This is a genomic window from Microcystis sp. LEGE 08355, from assembly GCF_015207185.1.
GTDB lineage: Bacteria > Cyanobacteriota > Cyanobacteriia > Cyanobacteriales > Microcystaceae > Microcystis > Microcystis panniformis.
Genome location: NZ_JADEXI010000856.1, coordinates 1 through 1,446 on the forward strand (window position 1 = coordinate 1; position 1,446 = coordinate 1,446).

Here is a 1,446-nt window from a genome sequence, read left to right on the forward strand (position 1 = left end):
GGGTAAATCAGTCAATTTCACCCACAACGATGATCTTTTTTTTGTGTAGTTTTATTGCAAGAAAAAAGTTTTTTTGACAAAAAGCACAAAGTATGATAAGTACCCAACCTATTTCTGGCTGCCAGTAGTTATTGCAGAGTGGGAGTTGGGAAGCTTTTCCAGTAATCAGTGGACTGAAAACGCAAATCTGACAACTGATGACCCTCTTTTCTTTCCTCTGGCATCAAAATGGTTTCCCAACGCAAGGTGACAGCCATCATAATTTGGTTGGCAATCTTACCGATGTCGTTTTTGACCGCGCTGCCCTGATCTCAGCGTTCGACAAAAGCTCACGCCGAGGTCCGAACGGTGCGTTCATCCGGCGATGACTGGGTTTTTTAAGCGGTTGCTTACCCTGCCCCCTATTCTTAAGAGCATACATCATATAAAGTCGCCCTAAAAGGGCGAGGCTTTAAACCCAATTTTTCGGTAAGTTTTGACGAAATATTGGGCGAGGGTGTGTAAATCCGATGTGAATCCCTAGTCAGGGAGAATAATGTAAAGATTTATTAAATTGTAGCGTAGGATACTGTGCGGGGGGGTAGAGTGTATTCTTGTTTTCAATAGTTAGGGAGAGATTAAGTTAAGATTTGTGACAAGATCGAGACAAACCAGAATTAATAGTTCCAGTGGTTCAGGGAGATGAACTGATTAGCAAGGGGGACGTTAGCAGTTTCGAGATTGGCGATTGCCTTGACAATTGCCTTGAAGCCCATATTTTTTAAGAGGTTAGCGTTACGGTAAACCGCGAATATCCCCGAATGGCTTGGATTCGCTTGGTGCAACTCTTCAAAGTCATCGCAGTTATGAGTTAGCAGAATCCGATTTTCCTGTATAGCATAGTCAAGTACGACATTATCTATGCAGCCAGCCAAACCAATTTCATTGATCGTCAGCACGTCATGACCAGCAGCCGTAAGTAACTTAACCAGAAGTTGGGCTTGCGAGTCCTCATCAAGCAATAATCTTAGGCTCAACACTAATCCCCTTTGCTTCCAGACGGTGGCGTTCTTCTTCTGCTTCTTGCTTGAGTAGCTGCTGATTCCTCTCGCAATAGTCAATTGCTTCATAGATGGCAGCCAGGGGTAACTCCCAATTAAGGGCTGCTTCTTGAGGAGTCATGTCATTGACAATCATATCTGACCAGACATCAAAAGCTTTCAGCCTCCTACCTTGAAAACAAAGCTGTTGTCGCCAGGAATGAGGACGCTTCTCTAAATATTGCCATTGAGTTTTCGCTACGTTGGTACTCATGCTGATGCCTTGATGAAAGCTGGTATCCCTAGTTTATCCGATTAAAACAGGGGAAACCACCTGAGACTCCTTCCCCTGTGAATCCCTAGTCAGGGAGAAGAATGTAAAGATTTATTAAATTGTAGTGTAGGATACTTTTCGGGGGGGGTATTG

Annotated in this window: 3 protein-coding genes; all 3 read right to left on the bottom strand. The window is 43.8% G+C overall.

Annotation, left to right across the window (positions count from 1 at the left end):
- Nucleotides 1–128: 128 nt before the first annotated feature.
- The 3 genes from IQ242_RS26855 to IQ242_RS24705 all read right to left on the bottom strand — a co-directional run bounded on the left by IQ242_RS26855 (nt 129) and on the right by IQ242_RS24705 (nt 1,293).
- The gene (locus IQ242_RS26855; protein ID WP_002753613.1) at nt 129–260 is read right to left on the bottom strand and encodes a hypothetical protein; all 132 of its coding nucleotides are present in this window, start codon (nt 258–260) and stop codon (nt 129–131) included.
- Nucleotides 261–656: 396 nt separating this feature from the next.
- Entirely contained in the window at nt 657–1,019 is a 363-nt protein-coding gene (locus IQ242_RS24700; protein ID WP_193961770.1) for a DUF5615 family PIN-like protein, read from the bottom strand.
- A complete protein-coding gene (locus IQ242_RS24705) occupies nt 994–1,293 on the bottom strand; it encodes a hypothetical protein (protein ID WP_193961771.1) in 300 nt (99 codons plus the stop codon). Before IQ242_RS24705 ends, IQ242_RS24700 begins: the two co-directional genes overlap by 26 nt.
- Nucleotides 1,294–1,446: the final 153 nt, after the last annotated feature.